This is a genomic window from Luteolibacter flavescens, from assembly GCF_025950085.1.
Lineage (GTDB): Bacteria > Verrucomicrobiota > Verrucomicrobiia > Verrucomicrobiales > Akkermansiaceae > Haloferula > Haloferula flavescens.
On sequence record NZ_JAPDDS010000009.1, the window covers coordinates 67934 to 86078 of the forward strand.

Below are 18145 nucleotides of genomic sequence, written 5' to 3' on the forward strand. Positions count from 1 at the left end.
AGAGATGGAAGACGGGGAGAGGAAGATAGTGGATTACAGGCAATCGTGCGGTGCGGGCGGCTTCGGGCGGATGGCTTCCGGCAGTCTCATCTGCCATCCGCGATCCGCCATCTAACATCTCCCGCTACCCCGCGTCATCGATGACCACTTCGAGCCCGAAGACCTGCTCGAAGAGATCCGCCTTCGACGCCATCGCCAACCGTTCCACCGCGGCATCTGTCACCCCGGGAAGCACCAGCCGCAAGCGGCGTTCGTCGCGGCGCAGCAGGATCTCGTGGATGCGCTGGTCGTGCGTTCGCTCCAGGGCGTCCGCCACGCGCAGCAGCGCGGAGAGCTTCGCCACGCGGATGCGGTCCACGGTGTCCAGCGCGCGGTAGTTCGGGTGGTCGATCCGCGGGCCGGAGTGGCGGTGGTAGCGGGCGATCATCGCGATCATGTTGATGTCCAGCCGGTCGAGCCCGAAGATCTCGCTGTTCAGGATGATATACTCGGAGTGCTTGTGGTGCGCGCGCGGGCTGACGTAGGTGCCCACCTCGTGGAGGATGGCCGCCACTTGCAGCAGCATCGCATCGTGCTTCGTCATGCCGTGCAGGTCCTGCAGCTCGGTGAAGAGATGCTGGCAGATCTTCCCCACGTGCTCGCCGTGGCGCGGATCGGACTGGTAGCGTGACGCCAGGATCTTCGCCGAGCGCAGCACCTCCTGGTCCAGCGTGCCGGCCAGGCTGCCGGACACCAGCAGGTCCAGCAGGATGCCCTGCTCGTAGTCGCTGGCCGGGATGTGCAGCTCTTTCAGGCCAAAGGTCTCGGCGATCGCCAGATTTGTCTCCAGCGCGGGCAGCAGCGCCTCCGCCGTCTGGTAGTCGATCTGGTAGCGGTTCACCAGGTCCAGCTCGCTCATCTGGGAAGCCTCCAGCGCCAGCTTTTGCAGCGCCTTCGTGGAGACCGCCGTGCCGCCCTTGGAAAGATAGCGCGCGATCTGCTGGATCTCGTAGCCGATGACCACCAGGCCCTCGAGCTCCACGTCGTGATAGTCGAAGCGCATCTGCGCGAGATTCCCCGATGTGTGCTCGCGGATCACCCGCAGCATCGCCGGGCCCTCGGCATGGGACGCGTCCGTGGCCTCGCGCGTGCGATGCGTGCCCAGCCGGTAGCTGGTGTAGCGGGTGATCGCGCTGTCTTGGAAAAGCAGCGCGCGGGTATTCCCCGGGCCCACGTGCACCACCAGCGCGCAGCGTCGCTTCATCGCCGGCGTGTCCTTCAGCCTCCGGCGTGTCTTCAGATAGATCAGGCGCGTCATCTCGCCATCGTCGATCGGTGTGATCGACAGCCCGCAGGCGATGTGGATGCGGTTCAGGAAGATGTCGTGATTCGTCGCCTCGATGAGGATGTTCGTCGCCACCGCCCGGGTGATGTCGCGGCCGTCCGCACCGTATTCCGTCAGCGCGCTCTGATAGTCGCTCAGGATCTCCACGATGCGCTCGGTGGTCTCCGCGCTGATCTTTCCATGGCGGAAGACATCGCGGGCGAGGGAGACGGGCTGCTCCAGGAAATCCACCGCCACGTGGGTTCCATTCGGCTGGGTCTCGGCGACCAGCATGGACACGGAACTGGCCCCGACGTGGATCGCGGTGACGAGCGAACCGGTGGCGTCGGAAACAGGCGTGGCTGGCATCGCCCGAAAGACAGCGCGGGAACCCCCGGCTTTCAATGACGAATGTGTGACGGACCATCCCTAAAGCGACTCCATGCTTGCCAAGGGCTGGCACTCGCCCGGAACATGGAACCCGATGAAAATCGGCGACGCGCTGAAGCACTACCGGGTGAAGCCCGGCGGGAAGGTGGATCTCTCCGCTCTGGATGCGGGCGATTTCTCGCTCTTCCCCGAGGGCGGGAAGGGGGCCTCCGTGGAGGTCTTCAACCAGCTCCGCGACGAGCTCCAGTCTCTCCAGAAGGTGCTCTACGCGCAGAACAAGCACCGCGTGCTGGTGGTGCTGCAGGCCATGGACACCGGAGGGAAGGACGGCTGCGTGAAGCACGTCTTTTCCCAAGTGGACCCGCAGGGGCTTGCCGTGACCGCCTTCAAGAAGCCGAGCGAGGAGGACCTGGCGCACGATTTCCTCTGGCGCGTGCATCCCCACGTCCCGGCGAACGGGCAGATCGCCATTTTCAACCGCAGCCACTATGAGGATATCCTGGCGGTGCGGGTGAAGAAGCTCTTCGGCGACGAGGTGTGGAAGCGCCGCTACCGCCATGTGGTCGAGTTCGAGCGCATGCTGGCGGAGGAGGGGACCACGATCATCAAGATGTTCCTCCACATCTCGAAGGACGAGCAAAAGCGCCGCTTGGAATCCCGCCTCGCGAATCCGGCGAAGTACTGGAAATTCAATCCCGACGATCTCTCGGACCGCGCCCGCTGGTCGGAATTCCAGACCGCCTACGAGGATCTCATCGAGAAGACCAGCACCGAGCAGGCCCCGTGGTTCATCATTCCCGCAAACCGGAAGTGGTACCGTAACCTCATCGTCGCCCGCATTTTGGTAGATACCCTGCGCGGGCTGAAGATGGATTTCCCGACGGTGAATTGGGACCCGCGCTCCGTGGTCATCGATTGATCCGCATGGCATGAAGCGCCGCGCGTTTTCCCATCTCGCCTTGCCCTTCCTGCTCGCCGCCTGCGGTGGCATGAAGCCGGACCTGCCGCCGGAAGAGGAGGAGCTGGACCCCTACCGGCCGGTGATGGCGAACCGCATCAATGCGGTGATCTACTCCCGGCGGTCGAAAGATCAGATGCTGCTGGACCTCGCGGCGCTGGGAGTGGCCGTCGGCAAGGATTTCGCGGACTTCAAGGAGGAGAGCAAGATCGACGACTGGTTTGGCGAGGAGTCGGAATATCTCCCGACACGCTACACCTCTCTGACCTGCGGGCTTTCCCCGGTGGTCGGGACGGATGGCCGGATCATCGGCTTCTACCGCAGCCGGAAGCGCATCGATGGAAAGATGCACGAGGAAATGGTGCTGCAGGCCGAGGCTTGAGGGTGAGCGCCCGCGGGCTTCCCGGTCACGGCGACAGATTGCCGTGGTCCCGGCATTATGTATGTTGGGAGAGATGAGTCGGGGAACCATGCTGACAAGATGGCGGAAAATCGGGCGGAGGCTCCTGGTTTCCGGCGTCGTCGTGCTGCTGCTGGGGTTGGTTTCCTGCGGGCTCACCACGAAGCTCGTTTCAGAGGCGATCGTGCAGCCGCCGCGCAAGGGCGTGGCCGCCCCGGTGCCAGAGGACTTCGCTGCCCGCACCTTTGTCCTGCCGGACAAGGTGGAGATGCGCGTGTGGGAAGCCCGCCCGAAGGAGCTGCCCCGCGCCGCCATCCTCGTGCTGCACGGCGTCTCCGACTCGAAGGCGAGCCAGGTGGAGGGGCTGCGCTACCTCGCCCGCCGCGGCGTCTATGCCATGGCCCCGGATTTCCGCGCGCATGGCGACAGCGGCGGGAAATTCGCCACCTACGGGTATCAGGAAAAGAACGATCTCACTTTGCTACGCCGCGCCATCGAGAAGGAATTCCCCGGCATCCCGGTCGGGCTCTGGGGTACCTCATATGGCGGGGCCGTCGCGCTGCAGGCCATGTCGGTGGACGGGGGATTCGACTTCGGCATCATCGAGAGCACCTTCGCCGATCTCCGCGCCGTCGCGCAGGATCAGGTGACCATGCGGACCACGCTGCCGGTCAGCGGGCTCGGCCCGTATTTCATCGACGCCGCGGGCAAGCTCGCCTCCTTCGACCCCGGGGCCGTGGCCCCCGAGCGCGCCATCGAAAAGGTCCGCGCCCCCGTGCTGCACCTCCACGGCGAGGCCGACGAGCTCATCCCCATCGCCCAAGGCTGGCGCATCGCCAGCCACGCCAAGGGGGAGAACTACCGCTTCGTCCCCATCGCCCGAGGCACCCACTACCACCTCCGCGCCGGTGACCCCGCGAAGTACCACCGCGAGGTGGAGGGCTTCCTGGACAAGGTGGTGCCGAGGGTGAGGTGAGGAGGCTGATTGATTGCCCCGGCAGGGGCGTCGGAAATTAGCCGGCGGCGTGAGCCGCCGGATAGGGCGATAACGACGGACCCGCCCTGGTAGGGGCGGTGGAAACGCCGTCTCAATCCCCCTGGCCCGCTTTCCGAACCATACTCGCCGGCTAAAGCCAGCGCTCCGCCTGCGGCGCGATCTCCCATCCGGGTCGCAAGGCCGAAAGAAGCCCCGCCGGACATGAGGTCGCGGCGGGGCTCTTTTAAATCTGACTTTTTACGGATACCGGCTTCACCGGTACCGCCGGTCACATCACATCGGCATCGGGAAGGCGCGGTTGAAGGCAAACACCTTGTCGCGGATGACGTGCAGCTTGGCCTCGTCACCGATCGCTCCGAGCGCTTCGGCGATGAAGTCGGCCACCTGCTCGACGTCCTTCTCCTTCATGCCGCGGGTGGTCACGGCGGGCGTGCCGATGCGGATGCCGCTCGGCTTCATCGGCGTGCCGGTGTCAAAGGGGATCGAGTTCTTGTTCACCGTGATGCCCGCCTCATCCAAGGCGTGCGAGGCATCGGAGCCGTTCAGACCCTTCGAGCGGAGGTCCACCATCATCACGTGGTTGTCCGTGCCGCCGGAGACGATGCGGAAGCCATGCTCGGTGAGGCGCGCGGCGAGTGCCTGCGAGTTCTTCACGATCTGCTCCTGATAGGTGCGGAATTCCGGCTTGAGAGCCTCGCCGAAGCACACCGCCTTCGCGGCGATGACGTGCATCAGCGGGCCACCCTGGATGCCCGGGAAGACCTGCGCGTCGATCTTCTTCGCGAACTCCTCCTTACACAGGATGATGCCGCCGCGCGGGCCGCGCAGGGACTTGTGCGTCGTGGAGGTGACGAAGTCGGCGTGCGGCACGGGATTCGGATGCACCCCCGCGGCCACGAGGCCGGCGATGTGCGCCATGTCCACGAAGAGATAGGCACCCACCTCGCGGGCGATCTGCGACATGCGCTCGAAGTCGATCACGCGCGAGTAGGCGCTGGCCCCGCAGGTGATCAGCGCGGGCTTCACCTCGCGGGCGAGCTCGGCGAGGTGGTCGTAGTCGATCTGCTCGTCCTCCTTGCTCACGCCGTAGTGGACCACGTCGTAGAATTTGCCGGAGAAGTTCGCCTTGTGGCCGTGGGTGAGGTGGCCGCCGTGCGAGAGATCCATGGTCAGGATCTTGTCGCCGGGCTTCAGCACGGAGAAATACACCGCCGTATTCGCCTGCGAGCCGGAGTGGGCCTGCACGTTCGCGTGCTCAGCGCCGAAGATCTTCTTCGCGCGATCAATGGCGAGCTGCTCGACCACGTCCACGTTTTCACAGCCGCCGTACCAGCGCTTGCCCGGGTAGCCCTCGGCATACTTGTTCGTCAGCACGGAGCCCTGCGCCTCCATCACGGCGGGCGAGGCGAAGTTCTCGGAAGCGATCAGCTCGATGTTGTTCCGCTGGCGCTTCTCCTCGGCGACGATGGCCGCGTAGAGGTCGGGATCGATCTCCGCGATGCGGGAGCCGGAGGACTTGCAGACGCGCTGCTCGTGGCGGCCACCCTCGAAGGCGGTGGAAAGGAAAGCATCGGCCATCGCCTTCGCCGTTTCCACGTCCACGGTCTTGCCGCCCAAGCAGAGGATGTTTGCGTCGTTGTGCTGGCGGGTGGTGACGGTCTCCTCCACGGTGCGGACATTTGCCGCGCGCACGTGGCGGTGGCGGTTCGCGGCGATGGAGACGCCCACGCCGGAGGTGCAGCAGAGCACGCCGAAGTCATTCGTGCCGTCGGAGACGGCGCGGCCCACCAGATTGGCGAAGTCCGCGTAGTCCACGGACTCGTGGCCTTGCGTGCCGAAGTCGGTGACCTCATGGCCGGCGGCCTTGAGGTGGGCGACGAGGGCATCCTTCAGGTCTACTCCGCCGTGATCGGCGCCGAGGGCAATACGCAGGGACTTCTGGCTCATGATGGGTCGGCTTGGGGCGGAGGAAATGGACCGCAGGCGCGTGAAATGCAACTCCTGAGACTGCCGGAATGCCCCCCGCACCCCGCATCCGCCCCGGATGACACAGGAAGCCCCCGGCCTTTCTTGGCGCTTGGCACCCCGGGCGGGGGAGGCCACCTTCCCCGACGTGATCCCGCCGACCTGCCGCGACCGTGTCATTTCGCCCTCCCTGCTAGCCGCCGATTTTTCCCGCATCCGCGATGAGGTGACGCGCGCGATCCACTCCGGCGCGGACTGGATCCACCTGGACGTGATGGACGGCCACTTCGTGGACAATATCTCCTTCGGCCCGGCCGTGGTGCAGGCGGTCCATGAGACAAATGACATCTACCTGGACGTCCACCTCATGGTCTCGCGGCCGGATCACTTCCTGCCACGCTTCATCGCAGCCGGGTCGGATCTCATCACCGTGCACGTGGAGGCGGACCACGACGTGGCCGCCACCCTGCGCGCCATCCGCGAGGCGGGCTGCAAGGCCGGGCTCGCGCTGAATCCCGCCACGCCCTTCGAGGCCGTGGTGCCGTATCTCGACCAGATCGACCTGCTCCTCTGCATGACCGTGGTTCCCGGCTTCGGCGGGCAGGCCTTCATGGATGAAGTGCTGCCGAAGATCGAGGCCGCGGCGCAGTGGCGCGACGAGCACGGGCTGGCTTACCACATCGAGGTGGACGGCGGCATCGACGCCCTCACCGCCGCCCGCTGCGCGAAAGCCGGGGCAAATGTGATGGTCGCGGGCTCCTCCACCTTCCGCGCTCCGGACATGGCGCAAGCGGTGAAGCAGATCCGCGAGGCCTGAAAACCGACGAATCTGCCGCCCGGCGGCGCTATACTCCTGTCCTGCCCGTTTTCTCATCGCCATGAAACCCGTAGTCGTCACCGCCATCGCCCTGCTCAGCTTCGCCGCAGGCTGGGTCATCAAGCCGACACCCGATGCGGCCCCGGATGCCTCGGCCACCGCGAATGGCGCGTCAAATACGACCCGTGGTAACGGAGGCAGCAGCGGAAATGTGAGGCTCGACGGGAAATCCAGCCAGCGCCCGCTGGTGCTGAAGCAGCGCGGGACAGCGCCGGCCGCGTCCGATCCGGAGCTGGTTTCCGCTCAGGCACGCTTTCAGGAGAACTTCGGCAATGCGGCGGATCGCGCGCAGAATGCCCGCCTGTCCCGCCTCACCGAGGCGCTCGGGCTCAGCGAGGAGCAGCGGCAGACGCTGGCCGTGCTCTTGGCAAACCGCCGCGACGGCTTCCGAGATCTGCAGAGCAGCAGCACAAATCCCGTGGATGCCATCCAGCAGGCCGGCATTTCCGAGCAGGCCTTCATGGAAGACGTGAAGAAGCTCCTGGACCCCGAGCAGGTCGCCGCGCTCGATGATTTCAAGCAGCGGGAAAGCGACAACCGCATCGAGGCAAAGGCCCAGCGGGACGTGGCAGACCTCATCGGCTTGGTAGATCTTTCCGAGGATCAGCGCGAGCAGGCGCTGGGTGCCATGCGCGAGATCAGCGAGGCCGCCGCGGCGAGACGCCCGGCGGGCTGGGCGCTCATGAATGAATCCTTTGGCATGGTCGGCCCGAACCAAGCTTCCGTCCTGGAAGACTTGGGCGACGTGATGGATGATCCCGAGGCGATGCAGAACCCGCAGGAAGTGCAGCGCCGCCTCATCGAGGCGCAACGCGCCACCGCAGAGGTCCGCGTCTCTGCGCTGAAGGGCATCCTCACCCCGGCCCAGCTCGCACAATATCGCTCCACGCTGGAGGCGCGCTCGACCCTCATGGAAGGCTTCACGCCGCCGCCGCTCAACCCGCCGCGCTGATACCGGCATGCTGCGAGTCAATGGTGAGCAGGCCGATCCCGCGCTGATCGAGGATGCCTATGTCCGCTTCAAGGCGGAGGCGGAACTGGCCAGCGAGGTCTCCTGCTGCGAGCGGGATGATGAATTCCGCGCACAGGCAGAGGAGGAGGTCATCGATGGCATCCTGCTCGCCCAGGAGGCGGAGCGCCGCGTGCCGCAGCCACTCGCAGACGAGGTCCGCACGGCCTTCGAGGAAACCTTGCGCGAGTGGCGACGCCACGGTGCCTCGTGGGACCTGCTGGACGCCCAGCGCGACTCGCTGCGCGCGGAGACCGTCTCGCAGCTCCGCATGGAGCGCTTCACCGCCAGCCTGTGGGACGGCCTGCCGGAGCTGACTTACGATGAGCTTCGTACTTGGTACGACGCGAATATCACCCGCTTCCGTACGCCCGCCGAGGCGCAGGTGCTCCATATGGTGCGCTTCCCGGAGAATTCCAATCCGTGGGAAGACTACGCCGCCATGCTGGCCATTCGCACCCGCGCGCTAGCCGGCGAGGACTTCGCCACGCTGGCCGCCGAGAATACCCAGAAGAAAAGCGGCGAGACCGATCTCGGGTGGATCGACCAGCAGCGTTTGCTGAATCCCTTCGAGGCGATGCTCTTCTCGATGCAGGAGGGCGAAATCAGCCCCGTCTTCCACTACGAGCAGGCCTACCACCTCGTGAAGGTTACCGGCGTCCGCCCGGCCTCCGTCCAGCCCTTCGAAGAAGTCGTCAACAGCATCCGGGAGGAAGTCGCGCGCACCCGCCGCCTGCAGGTGCTGAAGGATCTCGCCGCCGAACTCCGCACCACCGCGGTCATCGAGCGGGAGTGACCGCTACGCCTTCTCCATCACGATCAGGTGATTGTTGAAGGGCGTGCCGCCCCACAGCGGGCTGATCGTGACCTTGCCGTGGGGTGATAGATTCCTCTGGAACTCCTCCGCAGAGGGATAGTGCGTCGGTGCCGCCTTCATCCAGAAGGTGGCCTTCGCGATGTAGTCGCAGAAGACCGTCACCTTGAAGCGCCGCGAGTCATCGCGCAGGCAGGAGCGGATCACCAGCTTGCCGCCCGGCGCGACGCGGGATGCGGCGAGGCCGATCAGGGTCGCCTGTTCTTCCGGGGTGAAAAACTGGAGGATATCGAGGATCGTCACATTCCCATGATGCTCCGGCAGACCTTGGCGAGCATCGTGGGTGGCGAAGGAAAGGTCGCGGTGATCCAGCGCGGCGGATGCCTTCCAGGCGGACTCGATTTTCCGCGGATCGTAGTCCACGCCCGTGATGGGGAAGTCCAGCCCACGCTCGCGGAGATAGAAGGCCAGCAGCCCGAGACCGCAGCCGAGGTCGAGCAGGGGCAGTGCCGAGCCGCGGAGTTCTTCGTGCACCGCGCCGTAGAGCGGATCGGTCTTCACCTTCGATCCCACGTAGCAGCGGTCCCAGACCCCGGGGAAGGGGGCGGCGAGTTTTTTGGGAAGATCGGCGGTCACTTGCGGGGCGGGCTGAGGGAAAGGAGCGGGTTTTCGCCCCGCAAGGCAAGCCAAGGTAAGCGGACGAGAAAGCCGAAGAACAGCCGCGTGTGCATCCACGTCAGCAAGGTGTTATCCCGGAGATAGCGGAATTGCGACACGCCGCCTTCCTCGCGGCTGAGATAGCGGACAGGAGTGGGCAGGTTCAGGATGGGGACGCCGCGCCAAGCGAGGCGCACGGCCACCTCGGGATCGAAGTCGAAGCGCCGGGCAAAGCTGGTGCTCTCAAAGACCTCCACCAGCCCGGCCGCAGGGTAGAGCCGCATGCCGAAGAGCGAGTCATCGATGCCCCAGCCCATGGTTTCCAGGTTTGCCCAGAAATTCGAAACCTTCCGGCCGTTCACCCGCAGCGCCGGGGCGGAGGCGTCGAAGACCGGGCGGCCGAAGACCGCGGCTTCCGGGTGCCGGTGGGAGAGGCCGAAGTAATCCGGGATCATCTCCGCCGGGTGCTGGCCGTCCGCATCCATGCACAGCACGTGGGTGAAGCCCTCGGCCAGCGCGTCGCGGGTCCCGTGCAGGACGGCGGAGCCTTTCCCGGCGTTCTTTGCGAGGCGGGTGACTTTCAGCAGCGGATTGGCCAGCAGCGGCTCGAGGAGATCCGGCGAACCGTCCGTGGAGCCGTCGATCACCACCCGCACCGGCACGCCCTGGGCCAGCGCCGCGGCGACGGTGGCTGGGAGGATGGGTCCGGTATTGTAGCTGGGGATGAGAACGACAGGTCGGGAATCCGGCATGCGGGGGAGGTGTGACGCGGAAATCTTCGGTCAGCAATCCTCCAGTCAGCAATCGGGGCGGGCAATGGGCCGAAAGATGCATCCCGTGCATCGCGCACCATCGGGGCGGGTTTTTCCGTAGCGTCAGGACGCCGGTAGCCCGATTGGTGATTGAGCGATCGATGAATGGTGATTTCATCCCCGCATGCGCGCCCGCGTCACCAAGGACTTCCGCTTCGAAGCCGCCCACACCCTGCCGAGCCTGCCGGAGGACCACAAATGCCGCCGCATGCACGGCCACAGCTTCAAGGTGGAGATCTCCATCGAGGGAGAGGTGGATGAGTCCGTCGGCTGGGTCTATGACCACAAGCGGATCTCCGAGGCCATGAATCCGCTGCTGGAGCTGCTGGATCACGGCTATCTCAATGACATCGAGGGACTTGAAAGCCCCACCATCGAGCGGATGGCGGGCTGGTTTTGGAAGAAGCTCGCGCCCCAGCTCCCGGGCCTCGCGGAGATCGTGATCTACGAGACCCCGACCGCCCGCTGCTCTTTCAAGGGGGAATTCTGAGCCTGTCCGTGGCTGTGGCCGGAGGCCGCAAGCCCTGCCTGGTGAGGACCTGCGGCTGGAGGCCGCGGCCACGGACCACCGGTCAGCTCACTGTTCGGTGCTCTCCGGAGCCTCCTCCGCGGGAGCGGCTTCACGGGCCCGGCGCTGCTGCTCCATCATGGGACCGAGGCCCTGTAGGCCGCCCATGCCTTCCATCATGCCTTTCATGCCAGCGGTGACTTTCTTCGCGGAGGTGATGGTGCTGTCGAGTTCCTCGAGGTTCATCGAGGGCATGTTGGTGATTCCGCCGCCGTTGCCGGATGCCTCGCGGGCCTGCTGCTCGGTCATTTCGCGCTGCAGGGTTTCCGTCTGGGCGGGGTCGAGCACCGCGCTCAGGTCGCTCACGAATTGGTCGTCCTTCAAGGGTTGGCCGCGGAGGTTGTTGCGGTCGAGCGGGTTCATGACACCCTTCAGCTCGTCGCCGGAGGCGAGTTGGGCGGCCTTCCACTCTTCCTCGGTGATGTCGCCGCGGGAGTAGGAGTCGCTGGCAAGCATGAGCTTCATCAGCGCCGTCGGGTCCTTCTTGAGATTCTCGATGTTTTCCTTCGAGCGGGCGATCTCGCGCTTCTGATATTCGGCAAGGGCGGCGGCGGCCTTGTCCTGCTGCTCGTCGGTGAGATTCAGGCGGCCATGCAGCCCGCCTAGCGAGCGGCCGAGGTGCGCGCGCGGTCCGCCGAAGGCACCGGCGAATTCCCCGGTGGTGGCCATTTCACCCATGGCCACGCCATCCTCGAAGAGGCCGATGACGTTGTTTGCGACATGTTTGGAGAGATTGGTGCGGGACTCCCCGTACTGCGCGATGAGGTCGGAGTTCTGCGTGGTTTCGCGCGGCTTGGCCTTCGGGGCGCGGGTGGATTCCTCGGTGGGTGCCAGGCCTCCGGTGGTTCCGGTACCTTGCTTACCGGTGGTGGCGACCTCAGGGGCATTTCCAGCGGGGGCTCCCGTGTCGCGATTGATGAAGGCGACGGCTCCGGCTCCGACAAGCAGCAGGGCCGCGCCGGCGGTGATGGCGGTTTTCTTGGTCATGGCAATGAGTGTGATGGTGGTGAGAGTGGTGGCACCACCGGCTGCGGTGGCGGCGAGGGCTTTCGTGGCGAGGGTGGCGACTCCGGGGATCGCGGCCTGGGCATCCGCGCCCAGCCCGGCGACCATGGCGGCACCCAGCGAGCCGCCGACCTGGCAGCCGCGGCGGGCGAGCTGCTGGCGCAGGCGCTCGGTGGCGCGGTCCAGTCGCTTCTGCGCGGCATCCGTGGCGATTCCCAGGGCGGCGGCGATCTCCTTCACGCTCAGCGAGCGGTAGAAGCGCAGCAGCAGGGTCTCCCGGTCGCTGGTGGACAGGGCGGCCAGTGCCTCGTCCAGCACCGGCTGCATGTTCTTCCACGCCTCGGCGGCATGGTCGGGCGGGGAAGTTTCCATGTGCGTGCGCAGGAGTTGGCGTTTGCGGGATTCGCGCCGGTGCTGGCGCAGCAGGTTCTTGGCGTGCATCACGGCGGTGATGTGCAGCCAGCCGGCGACGGAGCCGCGCGAGGCGAGCGAGCGGGCCTTGCGGGCGAGGGTGATGAAAGTGAGCTGCGAGGCCTCTGCGGCCAGTGCCTCGTCCTCGCAGGTCCGCAGTGCCGCCATGTGGACCAGCCCGGCATAGCGGGCGACGAGGGCGTGGAAAGCCGTCTCGCGCTGGCGCTTCAGCCAGTCCGAAAGGAGTTCGGCATCGGAGGATTCCCGCATTTCTGGGACCTTACTGTCCGCGAGATCGGGGGACCGGACACAAAAAAATCGCGCGACCCCGTCAGGCCGCGCGATTTCTGCGAAAAGTATCCCGAAAGCCGGGCTATCAGGAGGCCTTGGCGAAGCGCTTTGCCACCTCGTCCCAGTTCACCACGTTCCACCAGGCGGTGATGTAGTCCGGGCGGCGGTTCTGGTAGTTCAGGTAGTAGGCGTGCTCCCACACGTCCAGTCCCAGGATCGGGGTGCCGAGGTCGCTGTCCGGGACGATGCCCTTCATCAGCGGGCTGTCTTGGTTCGCGGTGCTCACGACCTTCAGCTTGCCGTCCTGCACGATGAGCCAGGCCCAGCCGGAGCCGAAGCGCTTGGTCGCGGCCTCGCCGAAGAGCTTCTTGAAATCCTCCATCGAGCCAAAGGAGGCCTTGATCGCTTCCAAGAGCTTGTCGCCCGGCTCGCCGCCCTTTCCTGCCGGGGCCATGATTTCCCAGAAGAATGCGTGGTTCCAGTGGCCGCCACCGTTGTTGCGGACGGTCATGCGGACGGCTTCGTCCTCGATCTTCGGCAGGTTCACCACCAGATCCTCGATCGGCTTGCCTTGCAGGTAGGCATTGGCGGCCACGGCGGTATTCAGGTTCGTGATGTAGGCCTGGTGGTGCTTGCCGTGGTGGATCTCCATGGTTTTCGCATCGATGTGCGGCGCGAGATCGGCGGGCTTGTAAGGCAGGGCGGGGAGGGTGAACGCCGCCTTCGCGTCCTGCGCAAATGCGGCAGGCGTGGCTGCAAGCGCGCCGACGGCGGCAGCGGAGAGCTTCACGAAATGGCGGCGGTTCAGGTCAGGTGTGTTCATCGTGGTCAAGCTATGCGGTTGGGCTTCCGGCACAAACGGAAAGGTGACGACAAAATCGCGATATGCCGCGTCCGTGCGCCTCGCCTGTGCGGAAATCGTATGAAAGCGGAAGCAGCGGCTGATTCCAAAATTCCAGCATCGGGGGCGGAATCGTGACAGTGGCCTTGGGAATCCTCCCACCCACACGGAAAGAAGGCGCCCCCTCGCGGGGACGCCTTCCTGCGTTTTCTGCTGTGTGGCGGGTGAGGCCGGATCAGGGAGCGACCGTGACCTTCAGACGGGCGAATTTCTTCGTGTCCGTTCCGCGAGGCACGGTGAGGGTGACGGTATCGGCGTTGGCACCTGCGGTAACCGTGACGCCCGCCGTGGAGCCGGCGGTGTCATTGCCCACGGTGTAGGTGGTCGGCCAGGCGGTCAGGTTGGTGCCCACCTCGATCGCCACCGTCACGTCCGCGGTCTTGGACGAGTTGGCGCGGTTGAAAGTGAAGACCATGTTCGCGCCGGACAGGCTGAGTGCCGGTGCCGCTGCGGTGCTGGATGCCTTCGGATCGGAGCCCAGCACGTATTCCACGGCGTCTGGCAGGCCGTCGTTGTCGAAGTCGGCGGTCGGTGAGCCGGTCAAGCCGTTCGTGCTGGCCCAGCTCGAGAAGCCACCGGACTTTCTCAGCAGGATCTGCTTCGCGGTCGCATCATACACCACCGAGTAGCCTGATGGCAGGGTGCCGGTGACGGTGAAGGTGCCGGTCAGGGTGCCCGTGTAGCTGGCGATGACGTAGCTGTTGGCTGTTGGCGCGATGAGCTGGGAGTAGGCGAGGGTGGCTCCTTCGATGTCCAGGTTGCCATTCACCGTCAGGTTGTCAGCGGTGGTTTCAGTCGCTTGGAAGGCGTAGGTGCCGTTGATGTCGGTATTCCCCGCGATGAAGGTGCCGATGATAGCCCCACCGGGAGCAAAGGTGGCTCCGGTGGCCACCGTCAGTCCACTCGTGGTGGTGCCGGAGATGCCGAGCGTGCCCGCGGACACGGTGGTCGGGCCCTGGTAGGTCAAGGCTCCGGTCACGGTGATGTTGTTGCCGCTCAGCTTCGTCAGTCCACCCGGGCCGCTGACGCCGCCGGAGAGGGTGAAGTCGCGGGAGCCGCCGACACCGGCCGTCGTCGCGAGGGTGACAGGGCCCGTGAAGTTCACGGTGGAGGCGTCGTTCCCTTGCAGCGCGCCGTTTCCATTGCCGGTGCCGTTGAGCGTGAATGGCTCGGCGACCGCTCCATTCACGTTTCCACCTGCCGCGACCCATGCCCCGTTGGCCACGTTGGTGCCCGCGGTGGCTGCTCCGAGCGAAGTCTGCGTGCGGAACTGGATTTCACCTTCGTTCACATTCGTCACGCCCCCGTAGGAGCCGGCGTTCACCAGGATGAGCTGCTTCGCACCTGTCTTGGTGAAGCCGCCCGCTCCGGAGAAGACGCCTTCCGCGAGCCAGAATCCGGCGGCTCCCGTCTCGATCGTGCCGTTGTTCGCGGTCAGCACGACGTTGCGGTTGAAGTTGCTGACCTGGTCGACGCGGACGCTGCCTCCGGTATAGCGGAGGGTGCCACCGTCGAGGACGAGATTCGATCCCGTTCCGAGCGGCGATGCCGTGCCGTTGTACTTCAGGTTCGCCACGCTCACGACGCCGCCGGAAATGACGGTGTCACCGGCGTAGGAATTCGCTCCGGACAAGGTCAGTAGTCCCGCACCGGTCTTGGTGAAGCCCTTGTTTCCCCCGAGCACGGTGGAGATGAAGGTTTCCACGGCCACATTGGGCGTCGCAATGACCGGCGAGCCGGTGGCGACGTCGAGTGTCAGCACGCTGGATCCTTCCAGCGTCCACGAGATCGCGTTCGCGTTGTTGAAGAGCAGGCCGCCGACCGTGCGGTTGCTGTCCACGGTCACGAGGGTCGGGAAGCCCTGCGTGAAGGTGAAGTCGGCCTGGACGCCGGTTCCGTTCGGCACAACCTGGTTGAGCCAGTTGCCGGCATCGCTCCAGTTGCCATTGGCGTCCACGTTCCACTTGGCCGAGCCGGAGACGGTATTGTATGTCGCGGTGGAGACGGCGCTGAATCCGAAGTCCGGGTGCTTGGCCATCGCCTTGATGGTGAAGCCGACGGTATTGTCCGGCACGGTGATGCCCGTCAGCGGGCTCAGGCCGCTCGGTGACGAGACCGTGGGGGTGGATCCATTGGTGGTGTAGTAGATGGTCGCACCGGGGTCCGACGAGATGGTCACGGACTGGGCTCCGATGTAGCCACCGCTCGAGAGGCTGAAGCCGGGAGCGCTGGTATTGCTGACCACGGAGATGGTGCCGTTGCTCGTCAGGTTCGTGGTTTCCCACTGCAAGCCTGTGCCGAGGGCGGGCAGTCCGGTGATGCTGGCGAAGGAGCCCGAGAAAAGGGCGCCAGGGGAATTGAACAGCGTGATCGTATCTCCCACCGTGAATGCCTCGCTGCCGGCAACGACGGAGATGGCGAGGGTTCCGCCGAAGGCGATGCTCGTAGGCCCGGCGATGGAGTCATTGCTGACCACTCCGCCGGTCTTGCCGATCTGGATGTTGGTGGTTCCCGCCAGATTCAGGGCACCATTGACGGAGATGGTGCCGATGGGCGCGAGATCGGTGCCCGGGGTGAGCGTGCCACCGCTCTGGACGGTCAGCGAGCCCGAGACCGTGCCTGCACCCGTGACCAGACCGCCGGAGGCGACGGTGGCAGAGCCGCCGAGGGTGGCGGTGGCCAAGGAAAGCTTGCCCAAGTTGCCAATGACCGCCGGGGTGGTGACGGTAAAGGTGCCCGTGCCCGTGATGCCGGGGGCGAGGGTGCCGCCGGCGGTGACGGTGACGGCTCCGCCGCTCATCGTGCCGGTGCCTTCCAGAGTACCGGTACCGGTGACCGAGGAGGTGGCGCTGCCGAGCAGATTGTTCACCCGGAGAGTGCCGGCGTTTACCAGCAGCGGGCCGGTGGCGGAGTTCATGCCGCCGGAGAGCACCTGGGTGCCCGGGCCGGTCTTCGTGAGGGCCACCTTGCCGCCGGTGCCGCTGTCGCCACCGTCGCTATCCCGCATGCTGCCGTTGTAGTTGTGAGTGAGGCCAGTGGCGACATTGATGATCAGCGTGCCTTGGCCATAGGTGGCGAGGTCATTGGCACCACGGTTCTCGACCACGGCCTTGAATCCGAGACCGGTTGAAACCAGACCACCGATGGTCTCGGTATAGCCGTTCAGGCGGAGGAAGCTGTCTTCCTGAGCACCACCCGCCGGGGCTGAGGTCGTCGTCCATGTGACGATGGAGGTATCGGCGATCTGCTCGTTGCTGGCGAGGACGACACCCGAGTTCTGGCCGTTCCACGCTGTGGAGGAGAGATTGATGTTTCCCGGGATGGCGACGACTCCATCGGTCTTGTCCAGCACCAGCTTGCCGGTGCCGCCGAGGGTGGTGACGCCCGTGTAGGTATTTGCCGCGGTGCCATTCAGCGTGACGGCATTTGTGGTCAGCTTCGTGAGGCCTCCGGGACCGCCGATGACGCCGCTGATTGCGAAGGGAACCCCGCCGCCGATGCCGCTGGTGGTCGCCAGGGTGATGGCACCTCCAAAGGTGACATTGGTGCCGGAGTCATTTGCCTGCAGGGCTCCGTTTCCTCCGCCGAGGCCGTTGAGGGTGAATCTCTCGTTGACGGTTCCTCCCAGTGCCCCGCCAGCCGCCACGCGTGCGCCGTCGGCCACGGTCGTGCCCTGTCCGGTGGTGCCGAATGCGTTCAGATTGCGGATCTGGACCTCACCTACATTGACGAAGGTTTCACCCTGATAGGTATTGTTGCCGCTGATGATCAACTGCCGGGTGCCAACTTTGGTCAAAGACCCCGGGCCCGAAATAACCCCGCCGAAGAACAGGAAGCCAGCGCCTTCCATATCCACGACCGAGTCGCCAGCGAGGGTGATAAGGCGGGCGAAATTGTTCACGTTGGCGGACGCCGTCGGATAGCGGAAGGTCCCGCCATCCAGGACCAGCGAAGTGCCGATACCGAGCGAGGACGCCGTCACGTTGTTTGCCAAGACGTTTGCGACAAGTATACCTCCGCTCACGGTAGTGGTCCCGGTATAGGTATTGTTGCCAGCCAGAATGATGGCGCCGGAGCCGGTCTTCGTCAGGCCGTTGCTTCCGGTGATCACGGATCCCACGGTGGCGGAGCCTGAGCCGACCCGGACATTGCCATTGCTGAGCGCGATGGGATCTCCGCTGACATTGTAGCCGGTGACCTGGAAATCGAGGTTCGCCGCGGTGATGCCACCGGTGGCGATGGTCACTGTCCCGGCAGTCCCGCCGAAGGCGGCTGTCTCAGCCGGATTCCAGACGACGTCCGTGCCTGCGACGGCTGCGGAGTCCCAGTTGGTGGCCGTGGTGTCCCAGGTGCCGACTCCTCCGTCAGCGTCCGGGGTGGTGGAGGTGCCGTCCCAGTAGAGGGCGGCATGTACCGGCATCGATGCCGCGAGGAGGAGCAGGGAGCCTCGTACGAATCGGGGAGTATGCATTTTGGTTTTTTTTGGTATTCGAGTAAGGAGGACACGGCCCGTGTGGGATCGTCTCAATTTCAAACGGCGAAAACGGATCAGGGGTTTAGTGGCTCGATGTCTTTACGCTGTGGTTGCCGGTCGGGTCGGCCCCGGGTGCCTGACGGGAGCAGTCATTTTGGCACGAGAACACCTTTCTGATCTTTGCTACAGGAAGCCTTCTAGCGGGTTGTGTCGCGAAAATCCACCATTCAAGACGTTTGGGACCTACGTGTATTTCGGTGGGTGGCCTGCCCGGCATCCTTGTGCGGTCATTACTACGTATGCGGTAGGGATT

The 18145-nt window shown here is 65.2% G+C and carries 14 protein-coding genes; 7 read left to right on the forward strand and 7 right to left on the reverse strand.

Going from position 1 to position 18145, the window contains the following annotated elements; translation table 11 throughout:
• Positions 1–124 precede the first annotated feature (124 nt).
• Positions 125–1672: a Ppx/GppA phosphatase family protein gene (locus OKA04_RS16110; RefSeq protein ID WP_264502218.1), complete on the reverse strand. Its 1548-nt coding sequence runs from the start codon at positions 1670–1672 to the stop codon at positions 125–127.
• A 115-nt stretch (positions 1673–1787) separates the two neighbouring features.
• Here OKA04_RS16110 and OKA04_RS16115 point away from each other — a divergent pair, with 115 nt between their 5' ends.
• The 3 genes from OKA04_RS16115 to OKA04_RS16125 all read left to right on the forward strand — a co-directional run bounded on the left by OKA04_RS16115 (position 1788) and on the right by OKA04_RS16125 (position 4027).
• Positions 1788–2612 (forward strand): polyphosphate kinase 2 family protein, encoded by an 825-nt coding sequence (locus tag OKA04_RS16115; protein WP_264502219.1) that lies wholly within the window; start codon positions 1788–1790, stop codon positions 2610–2612.
• Between the two features lie 10 nt (positions 2613–2622).
• Complete coding sequence (locus OKA04_RS16120; RefSeq protein WP_264502220.1) at positions 2623–3033, forward strand: hypothetical protein; 411 nt, start codon at positions 2623–2625, stop codon at positions 3031–3033.
• Between the two features lie 88 nt (positions 3034–3121).
• Entirely contained in the window at positions 3122–4027 is a 906-nt protein-coding gene (locus tag OKA04_RS16125) for an alpha/beta hydrolase (protein ID WP_264502221.1), read from the forward strand.
• Positions 4028–4321: 294 nt separating this feature from the next.
• On the opposite strand, the gene rpiB is transcribed toward OKA04_RS16125, so the two are convergent.
• Positions 4322–5995, reverse strand: a complete 1674-nt coding sequence (gene rpiB / locus OKA04_RS16130; protein WP_343226890.1) for a ribose 5-phosphate isomerase B — start codon at positions 5993–5995, stop codon at positions 4322–4324.
• 97 nt (positions 5996–6092) lie between these two features.
• Between rpiB and rpe the strand changes: the two genes are divergently transcribed.
• From rpe to OKA04_RS16150, 3 genes are all read left to right on the forward strand, one after another.
• Positions 6093–6830 (forward strand): ribulose-phosphate 3-epimerase, encoded by a 738-nt coding sequence (gene rpe / locus OKA04_RS16140; RefSeq protein WP_264502222.1) that lies wholly within the window; start codon positions 6093–6095, stop codon positions 6828–6830.
• Positions 6831–6891: 61 nt separating this feature from the next.
• Positions 6892–7842: a hypothetical protein gene (locus OKA04_RS16145; RefSeq protein ID WP_264502223.1), complete on the forward strand. Its 951-nt coding sequence runs from the start codon at positions 6892–6894 to the stop codon at positions 7840–7842.
• A 7-nt stretch (positions 7843–7849) separates the two neighbouring features.
• On the forward strand, positions 7850–8695 hold the full coding sequence (locus OKA04_RS16150; protein WP_264502224.1) for a peptidylprolyl isomerase: 846 nt from the start codon (positions 7850–7852) through the stop codon (positions 8693–8695).
• Between the two features lie 3 nt (positions 8696–8698).
• Here the strand turns inward: OKA04_RS16150 and OKA04_RS16155 are convergent, their stop codons facing one another.
• Positions 8699–9349 carry a methyltransferase domain-containing protein gene (locus OKA04_RS16155; RefSeq protein WP_264502225.1) on the reverse strand — a complete coding sequence of 217 codons (651 nt, stop codon included), beginning with the start codon at positions 9347–9349 and terminating at the stop codon, positions 8699–8701.
• Positions 9346–10122, reverse strand: a complete 777-nt coding sequence (locus OKA04_RS16160; RefSeq protein WP_264502226.1) for a glycosyltransferase family 2 protein — start codon at positions 10120–10122, stop codon at positions 9346–9348. The genes OKA04_RS16155 and OKA04_RS16160 overlap by 4 nt, the downstream gene beginning before the upstream one ends.
• A gap of 184 nt (positions 10123–10306) precedes the next feature.
• Here OKA04_RS16160 and queD point away from each other — a divergent pair, with 184 nt between their 5' ends.
• Positions 10307–10672 (forward strand): 6-carboxytetrahydropterin synthase QueD, encoded by a 366-nt coding sequence (queD, locus tag OKA04_RS16165; protein ID WP_264502227.1) that lies wholly within the window; start codon positions 10307–10309, stop codon positions 10670–10672.
• An 87-nt stretch (positions 10673–10759) separates the two neighbouring features.
• On the opposite strand, the gene OKA04_RS16170 is transcribed toward queD, so the two are convergent.
• The 3 genes from OKA04_RS16170 to OKA04_RS16180 all read right to left on the reverse strand — a co-directional run bounded on the left by OKA04_RS16170 (position 10760) and on the right by OKA04_RS16180 (position 17829).
• The gene (locus tag OKA04_RS16170) at positions 10760–12436 is read right to left on the reverse strand and encodes an RNA polymerase sigma factor (RefSeq protein ID WP_264502228.1); all 1677 of its coding nucleotides are present in this window, start codon (positions 12434–12436) and stop codon (positions 10760–10762) included.
• A 106-nt stretch (positions 12437–12542) separates the two neighbouring features.
• Positions 12543–13280, reverse strand: coding sequence for a superoxide dismutase (locus OKA04_RS16175; RefSeq protein WP_264502229.1), 738 nt, complete (start codon positions 13278–13280; stop codon positions 12543–12545).
• A gap of 253 nt (positions 13281–13533) precedes the next feature.
• Entirely contained in the window at positions 13534–17829 is a 4296-nt protein-coding gene (locus OKA04_RS16180) for a beta strand repeat-containing protein (protein ID WP_264502230.1), read from the reverse strand.
• Between the last annotated feature and the right edge of the window lie 316 nt (positions 17830–18145).

Excerpts from the sequence above, each read along its gene's own strand:
- OKA04_RS16160 (WP_264502226.1), bottom strand. The coding sequence starts at position 10,122 with ATGCCGGATTCCCGACCTGTCGTTCTCATCCCCAGCTACAATACCGGA.
- OKA04_RS16120 (WP_264502220.1), top strand. The coding sequence starts at position 2,623 with ATGAAGCGCCGCGCGTTTTCCCATCTCGCCTTGCCCTTCCTGCTCGCC.
- OKA04_RS16180 (WP_264502230.1), bottom strand. The coding sequence starts at position 17,829 with ATGCATACTCCCCGATTCGTACGAGGCTCCCTGCTCCTCCTCGCGGCA.
- OKA04_RS16110 (WP_264502218.1), bottom strand. The coding sequence starts at position 1,672 with ATGCCAGCCACGCCTGTTTCCGACGCCACCGGTTCGCTCGTCACCGCG.
- rpiB (WP_343226890.1), bottom strand. The coding sequence starts at position 5,995 with ATGAGCCAGAAGTCCCTGCGTATTGCCCTCGGCGCCGATCACGGCGGA.
- OKA04_RS16125 (WP_264502221.1), top strand. The coding sequence starts at position 3,122 with ATGCTGACAAGATGGCGGAAAATCGGGCGGAGGCTCCTGGTTTCCGGC.
- rpe (WP_264502222.1), top strand. The coding sequence starts at position 6,093 with ATGACACAGGAAGCCCCCGGCCTTTCTTGGCGCTTGGCACCCCGGGCG.
- OKA04_RS16145 (WP_264502223.1), top strand. The coding sequence starts at position 6,892 with ATGAAACCCGTAGTCGTCACCGCCATCGCCCTGCTCAGCTTCGCCGCA.
- queD (WP_264502227.1), top strand. The coding sequence starts at position 10,307 with ATGCGCGCCCGCGTCACCAAGGACTTCCGCTTCGAAGCCGCCCACACC.
- OKA04_RS16175 (WP_264502229.1), bottom strand. The coding sequence starts at position 13,280 with ATGAACACACCTGACCTGAACCGCCGCCATTTCGTGAAGCTCTCCGCT.
- OKA04_RS16150 (WP_264502224.1), top strand. The coding sequence starts at position 7,850 with ATGCTGCGAGTCAATGGTGAGCAGGCCGATCCCGCGCTGATCGAGGAT.
- OKA04_RS16170 (WP_264502228.1), bottom strand. The coding sequence starts at position 12,436 with ATGCGGGAATCCTCCGATGCCGAACTCCTTTCGGACTGGCTGAAGCGC.
- OKA04_RS16115 (WP_264502219.1), top strand. The coding sequence starts at position 1,788 with ATGAAAATCGGCGACGCGCTGAAGCACTACCGGGTGAAGCCCGGCGGG.